6 protein-coding genes and 1 riboswitch are annotated in these 7,674 nt (G+C 29.1%); of the genes, 5 read left to right on the plus strand and 1 reads right to left on the minus strand.

Features of this window, described 5'->3' with window-relative positions:
* On the minus strand, positions 1 to 715 hold a 715-nt coding region (locus tag Q5O44_RS01560; RefSeq protein ID WP_302637125.1), incomplete at its 3' end, for a cation:proton antiporter.
* A 53-nt stretch (positions 716 to 768) separates the two neighbouring features.
* Positions 769 to 841: riboswitch (Fluoride riboswitch) on the minus strand.
* 128 nt (positions 842 to 969) lie between these two features.
* Between Q5O44_RS01560 and Q5O44_RS01565 the strand changes: the two genes are divergently transcribed.
* The 5 genes from Q5O44_RS01565 (at position 970) to Q5O44_RS01585 (ending at position 7,487) form a co-directional block, all read left to right on the plus strand.
* Positions 970 to 1,476, plus strand: coding sequence for a hypothetical protein (locus tag Q5O44_RS01565; RefSeq protein WP_022166626.1), 507 nt, complete (start codon positions 970 to 972; stop codon positions 1,474 to 1,476).
* A 63-nt stretch (positions 1,477 to 1,539) separates the two neighbouring features.
* Positions 1,540 to 1,968 (plus strand): PIN domain-containing protein, encoded by a 429-nt coding sequence (locus Q5O44_RS01570; protein ID WP_022166627.1) that lies wholly within the window; start codon positions 1,540 to 1,542, stop codon positions 1,966 to 1,968.
* Positions 1,969 to 2,197: 229 nt separating this feature from the next.
* Positions 2,198 to 4,804 (plus strand): calcium-translocating P-type ATPase, PMCA-type, encoded by a 2,607-nt coding sequence (locus Q5O44_RS01575; protein ID WP_022166628.1) that lies wholly within the window; start codon positions 2,198 to 2,200, stop codon positions 4,802 to 4,804.
* 209 nt (positions 4,805 to 5,013) lie between these two features.
* The gene (locus Q5O44_RS01580) at positions 5,014 to 5,379 is read left to right on the plus strand and encodes a metalloregulator ArsR/SmtB family transcription factor (RefSeq protein ID WP_022166629.1); all 366 of its coding nucleotides are present in this window, start codon (positions 5,014 to 5,016) and stop codon (positions 5,377 to 5,379) included.
* A 14-nt stretch (positions 5,380 to 5,393) separates the two neighbouring features.
* Entirely contained in the window at positions 5,394 to 7,487 is a 2,094-nt protein-coding gene (locus tag Q5O44_RS01585) for a heavy metal translocating P-type ATPase (RefSeq protein WP_022166630.1), read from the plus strand.
* Positions 7,488 to 7,674 lie beyond the last annotated feature (187 nt).

A 7,674-nucleotide genomic window follows, 5' to 3' on the forward strand; every position in this document is an offset into this window, starting at 1 on the left:
AAAGACAAAGAGAAAATGTGGATAATACTCTTATATTTTGTGAATTAATATTTTTTAATAAGGCTTTAGTGGCTAATGATAAAATCCAACCAATAAAAATGCTGATAATAATAGTAAAAGGAATAGAAATAAGTTCATCAATAATAGAAACAGATTCACCATTTATACCTGCAAAATAAATACTGATAAAAGTAGTAAATAGTGTTATGGCTACAGTGTCATCAGCAGAGGCTCCAACTAAAATCATTTGCGGAATAGCTTTATCTTGACCTATCTTTCTATTTATCAAATCTACCATGGAAGGAACTAAAACAGCTGGACTTACAGCGGCAATAATAAATCCTAGTATGGCACCTTGTACAAAGGTAAAGTTTAAAAATATTGTTGATAAAAAAGCAATGGTCAATCCTTCTAATGTGGCAGGAACAACACTTAATAATATTGCAGGGCGTCCAATTTGCTTCATTTGCTTTAAGCTTATGCCAAGTCCGCCAATGAAAAGTACAGTAACTAAGGCAATATCCTTTAATGTAGGAGCTATATTTAAAGTTGCTTTTGGCACAAGATTAAGAAAAGAAGGACCTATAATCATTCCAATAAGAATCATGCCTATAAGAGAAGGTAATTTTAATTTTTCAGCTAGCTTTCCGCTAAGATTAGCTAAGAATCCTATTAAAATTAAGCTTAAAATAATTAGTATAATTTTAGTTAACATAAGAAACCTCCAGTTTAAAATAATAAAAAAAGCTAATGAATTCCACAACAAAAAAAGTTGTAGAAGTCATCAGCTATTACGCAGTTTTGATATTAATCAAGGGAGAACTTCATTCCCTACGTTAATGAATTATATCAAAATCTATTTAAGTATTCAATATAGAAATAATAAGTAAAAATCTAGGAAATATATGTAAAAAATATAGAAATATGGTATTATATACATATAAGTAAGAGGTAAATGGAGGAGAAATAATGAAAAAGGTTATATTAGCAGCAGTTATAGGAATATCAGCAATGTCTTTTGTTTCCTGTGGAAATACTGAAGTAAATGAAGATAATATTAAAAATAAATATAATGTTGATGAATATGTTGAAAAGGGAGCCACTGTAGAAAAATATTTGCCATCAGGTTCAGTAGTTATGAAGGATTCTAAAGGAACGAAGTTTTATTTAGGTAAAGATAGTTCCTATAAAGTAGCATTAAATGATGAGGGCATAATACTACCATATGTGGATGTAAATGATAATGTTTATTATTTTGATAGTTCAGTAAAAACTTTACCAGAAGGCTTTGAAAAGTCAGGAAGAATAAGTAGTTATGGTGGTAGTGAAAATTTAGTAAAAAGCAATATTAAAGATAGTTATTCTTTTATTCAGAGTTTAACAGTATATAGTAATCCAAAAGAAAAAGGTCTTATATATACACAATATAGAGGTGAAGATAACTATGATGTATGGAAGATTTATGAGGGATTATAATTAAGATTAATAATATTAAGAAAAATAAAATCATAAAAGTGTAGAATTGAGGGAAGTGAATTAATGAGTAAGATTTTTTTAGTGGATTGTGAAAATGAGTTTAATGATGCTTTTATAGAGCTGTATAATGCTAGAAAAGGAGATGAAGTACATTTTTTTATATCTCCAAATGCCCATAAGATAGATGGATATTTAATGAATAAACTAAAGGAAAAGCAAATAAAGTATTGGTTTGAAGAATGTGTAGTTGATGAAGATAATGATATGGGGAAATGCCTTATAGCCTTTTTAGGAGTTATGATATCTAGGTATCCCTTAAGTGGATGTGAATTTTATATTGTTTCTAATGATAAAGGATATGAAAATCCTGTTACCTTTATAAAAAATACCATTAGAGGAAATTATGAAGTCAATTATATTAATACATTTAAGGTAAGAAATAAGGATATAGAAACAGCTATAACTGAAATTCCTGAAATAGTTTTAGAATAATATAGTAATGATACACATATAATTTTAAAAATAACATAAGCACAAAATATTTATGATTTTAAAAGGGAGTAGTTTAAATTATAGCATCAACAATCCCGGCATTGCCTGGTGCTATAAGCCACCTAATGGTAACGAGACTTTTAATATAATTCTTAAAAAATAAGAATTATATTAAAGGTCTTTTTTATTTATTTAAAAATATTATTTAATAAATATTAGGAGGAGTTATATGGAAAAATTATATGGTAAGGATAGCCAAACTATCTTAAAAGAATTTAAAACTACAGAAAAGGGTTTATCAGATAATGAAGTAAAAAAGAGGAAGGAAAGCTTTGGTAATAATGCTTTAAAGGAAAAAAAGAGAAAAGGCATTTTAAAAGTATTCTTTAATCAATTTAAGGATTTATTGGTAGGCATATTAATAGTTGCTGGAATTATATCTATAATTACCGATAATGTTGAAAGTACTTTAGTCATTTTCATAGTAATACTTTTAAATGCAATTCTCGGTACTGTTCAATATTTTAAGGCAGAGCAATCATTAGAAGCACTAAAGTCACTTACAGCAGCTAAATGTAAGGTAATAAGAGATGGAATCAAGCAGGAGATATTATCGAAAGATATTGTACCAGGTGATATTTTATTTTTAGAGGCAGGAGACCTTATTGCAGCAGATGGAAGAATAATAGAAAATCATTCATTGCAGGTAAATGAAAGCTCACTTACAGGAGAATCTTTAGCTGTTGAAAAAAATGCAGAAGTACTTAGTGACGATGAAATACCTTTAAGTGATCGAAAAAATATGGTTTTTGGCGGAACCTTAGTAACTTATGGACGAGCAATAGCTGTGGTAACTTCCACTGGAATGAATTCTGAATTAGGGAAGATAGCAAATTTAATGGAAAATACTCAGGCAAAAGAAACACCATTACAAAAGACTTTAGATAAATTTAGTGGAAAGTTAGCTATAATAATAATTACCATATGTATTATAGTATTTGTATTAGAAATATATAGAGATGAAAGTATATTAAATGCATTAATGTTTGCTGTGGCACTGGCTGTAGCAGCAATTCCAGAAGCATTAAGCTCCATAGTAACAATTGTACTTGCTTTAGGAACAGAAAAAATGGCAAAAGAAAATGCCATAATCAAGGATTTAAAGGCAGTTGAAGGCTTAGGAGCAGTTTCAGTAATATGTTCAGATAAGACGGGGACACTTACACAAAATAAGATGACTGTACAAAAGGTTTATGTAGATAATAAGCTTATTGAAGGACGAGAACTTAAAAAAGATAATTTAGCACATAGATTCTTAATTAATAATGCACTTCTTTGTAATGATTCCGTAACGGTAGAAGGTAAAGAAATAGGTGACCCTACAGAAGTTGCATTAGTAAATTTAGGGGAAGAACTTCATTTAGATGAACTGGTTATACGTGAAAAATATCAGCGAATTTCTGAAATACCTTTTGATTCAGATAGAAAACTAATGAGTACAGTAAATATTGTAAATAATAAGCAAGTATTATTTACTAAAGGTGCATTAGATGTATTAATTAATAAAGTTAATTATGTGGCTGATTCTCATGGCATAAGAAAGTTAAATGATGAAGAAAGAAAGGAAATAATAAGTGTAAATAAGCAGTTATCAGAACAGGGGCTTAGAATTTTAGCTTTTGCTTATAAAGAATTGCAAGATAAAGAAGAAATAACAAAGGAAGATGAAAATGATTATGTATTTACGGGCCTTATTTCTATGATAGATCCTCCAAGAGTAGAAAGTAAAGATGCTGTTCATAAATGTATAATGGCGGGAATTAAGCCAGTTATGATTACAGGTGATCATAAGGTTACGGCAGCGGCTATTGCTAGGGAAATTGGTATAATGGGAAAAGATGATATAGCTGTTGAAGGACTTGAAATTGATAAATTAAATGATGAACAATTAAAAGAAAAAGTGAAAAATATATCTGTTTATGCTAGAGTTTCTCCGGAACATAAAATTAGAATTGTTAGAGCATGGCAGTCATCAGGAGAAATTGTAGCTATGACAGGTGATGGAGTTAATGATGCTCCAGCATTAAAGCAGGCTGATATTGGAGTGGCCATGGGAATAACAGGAACTGAGGTATCTAAGGATGCAGCTTCTGTAATACTAACAGATGATAATTTTTCAACTATAGTTAAGGCTGTTGAAAATGGTAGAAATATATATAACAATATTAAGAATTCCATAAAGTTTTTATTATCAGGTAATCTTTCAGCAATAATAGCTGTTCTTTATTGTGCAATAATTAATCTTCCTATGCCATTTGCAGCAGTACACCTATTATTCATAAATTTATTAACTGATAGCATGCCAGCCATAGCCATTGGAATGGAAAAAAGTAATGGTAATTTATTAAAGGAAAAACCGAGAGGTAGAAATGAAAGTATTTTAAATAAAGAATTATTAAAGATAGTAGCATTTGAAGGTATTATAATATCTATTTTTACCATAATATCTTTTTATGGTGGAAATCCTAATTTAAATCCTAAAGCAGCATCTACCATGGCATTTTCAACATTATGTCTTGCTAGATTGTTTCATGGATTTAATTGTAGAGGAAATCAATCTATTTTTAAATTAGGAATTACTACAAATATATATAGTATATGTGCATTTTTGGTAGGAGTACTTTTATTAAGTACAGTTTTATTTATACCGCCTTTAAAGATAGTTTTTAATGTTGTGTCATTAAGTGGTAATCAGTATTTGTTATTAATATTTTGTGCAATTATGCCTACAGTAATTATACAATTATTAAAAATAATAGTTTCTTATAAAAAATAGTTCTAAATAAGTAATAAAGAAGCCCAGAAGTTCATGGGCTTCTTTATTAATATAATGACAGTAATTCTTTAAATTATTATTGAAAAGGGCATACTATTACAAACAATTTTTTATAAAAGATATACAAATTTCTTGACAATAAAAGGAAATAAGCATAATATATAAATATAAACATATGAACAATTATTCATATGATAAGGGGTGTAGTGATGGAAAATAATGAAAGAAAAATTGAAAGTTGTAATGGAAATATAATTCATGAAGATATTGTAGTAAGAGTTAAAGATCAATTACCAGCAGAAGAAACACTATATGATTTAGCAGAGCTTTTTAAAGTTTTTGGAGATACAACAAGGATTAAGATAATATGTGCACTATTTGAATCAGAAATGTGTGTATGTGATTTATCTTGTCTTTTAAATATGACTCAATCAGCTATTTCTCATCAACTTAGAGTTTTAAAGTCAGCTAGATTAGTTAAGTTTAGAAGAGAAGGAAAAGTGGTTTATTATTCATTAGACGATGAGCATATAAAACACATATATGATGCAGGATTAAATCATATAAGCGAATAAAAGGGAGGATGGTTATGGAAAACAAAGAAGAATTGCAATTGACTTTAGAAGGATTAAATTGTGCTAATTGTGCAAGGAAGATTGAAGAAAAAGTTGGCAAGATGGAAGGAGTAAAAGAAAGTAATTTAAATTTTACAACTACAACATTAAATGTAAAGCTAGAAAGAAAAGTTAAGGAAGAGCATGCCATAAATGAAATTAAAAAGATAGTTGAAGCATTAGAACCTCATGTTAAAGTAGAAAAAAAGGTCTCTGGAAAAACAAATGTACAAAGGGCAAAATTTGAAGTAAAACCAACCCTTATAATTGGTACAATATTATATTTAATTGCTGTAATTGGTGATTTTAAAGGAGCTTTAGCATTAATATTATTTGTAGCTAGTTATTTATTAATAGGTGGAAAAGTTGTTCTTACAGCTATTAAAAATATAGCAAGAGGACAATTATTTGATGAAAACTTTTTAATGACAGTGGCAACTATAGGAGCATTTTCTATAAGTGAATATCCAGAAGCTGTTGCAGTAATGCTGTTTTATGAAATAGGAGAGACTATTCAAGGATATGCTGTAAATAAATCAAGAAGTTCAATATCATCACTTATGGATATAAGAGCTGATTATGCAAATATTATTATAGATGGAAAAGAAAAAAAAGTATCGCCTGAAACAGTGAAAGTTGAAGATATAATTTTAGTTAAACCAGGAGAAAAAATTCCTTTAGATGGCATTGTTGTTGAAGGAGAAAGTTTTGTTGATACTTCTGCACTTACAGGAGAGTCAGTTCCTAGAAAAATTGCAGTTAATGATGAAATATTATCAGGTGGAATAAATACCAATGGTGTATTAAAGGTTAAAGTAACTAAAAAATTTGGTGAATCTACAGTTTCAAGAATATTAGAAATGGTAGAAAATGCAGCAAATAAAAAAGCCAATACAGAAAAATTTATAACTAAATTTGCAAAAGTATATACACCTATAGTTGTAGCTTTAGCAATATTAATAGCTGTAGTACCATCAATATTTATAAAGGATGCGTTATTTTCAACTTGGCTTTATAGAGCATTAGTATTTTTAGTTGTATCTTGTCCCTGTGCCTTAGTTGTATCAGTTCCTTTAGGGTTCTTTGCAGGTATAGGTGGTGCTTCTAAAAAAGGTGTACTAGTTAAGGGAAGTAACTATTTAGAATTATTGAAAGATTTAGAAACTGTTGTATTTGATAAGACTGGTACTTTAACAGAAGGGGTATTTACCGTTACAGAAATAAATACAAATAATATCCAAAAGGAAAAACTAATAGAAGTAGCTGCTATGGCTGAAAGCTTTTCCAATCATCCAATAGCTATTTCTATTATAAAAGAATATGGCAAAGAAATAGATAAAGAAGTTATAGAAGAATATGAAGAAATAGCAGGGCATGGAATAAAAGCTGTAATAAATAATGAAGAGATTCTTATAGGTAATGCAAAATTAATGAATCAATTTAACATTTCATATAATGAAGTAGACTCTATAGGAACAGTGGTATATTGTGCAATAAATGGAGAATTTAAAGGTAGTATAGTAATATCAGATAAAATTAAGGAAAATGCAGCTGAAGCTTTAATAAATTTAAAAGCAGCTGGAGTTAAAAAGACAGTAATGCTTACAGGTGATAATAAAAAGACAGCAGAAAAGGTTGGAGAAAAGGTTAATATTGATGAAGTTCACTCAGAATTACTGCCATTAGGAAAAGTTAAGGAAGTTGAAAAACTTTTAAAAGCATCTAATAAGAATGGTAGACTTGCCTTTGTAGGTGATGGAGTAAATGATGCACCAGTATTAGCCAGAGCAGATATAGGTATTGCCATGGGAGGCATTGGATCAGATGCAGCCATTGAAGCAGCAGATGTAGTTTTAATGAAAGATGACATAAATGCTTTAGTAGATGCAATAAATGTATCAAAGAAAACTAATAAAATACTATGGCAAAATATAATCTTTGCACTAGGAGTAAAGGTAATAGTCATGGTACTTGGAACATTTGGAATAGCAAATATGTGGACAGCTGTATTTGCAGATGTAGGAGTAACCATAATTGCCATAATTAACTCTACTAGATGTTTTCGATAAATATTGACAAAAATCATATGCTTAACTATAATAAAAAAAGTCGAGAACATTTTAGGCATAGGGATGCATACAAAATTACTTTGTATCTTAATATAGAGCCGTTTGTTTAGGCATTTGGCTTTATATTTATCTAGGGAGACTTATGTATAACGGATCTGCTACGTTATACATAAGTCTTTATTTTTAT

Origin of the sequence: Clostridium sp. CAG:221 (assembly GCA_000435835.1) — a bacterium.
Taxonomy (GTDB): domain Bacteria; phylum Bacillota; class Clostridia; order Clostridiales; family Clostridiaceae; genus Clostridium.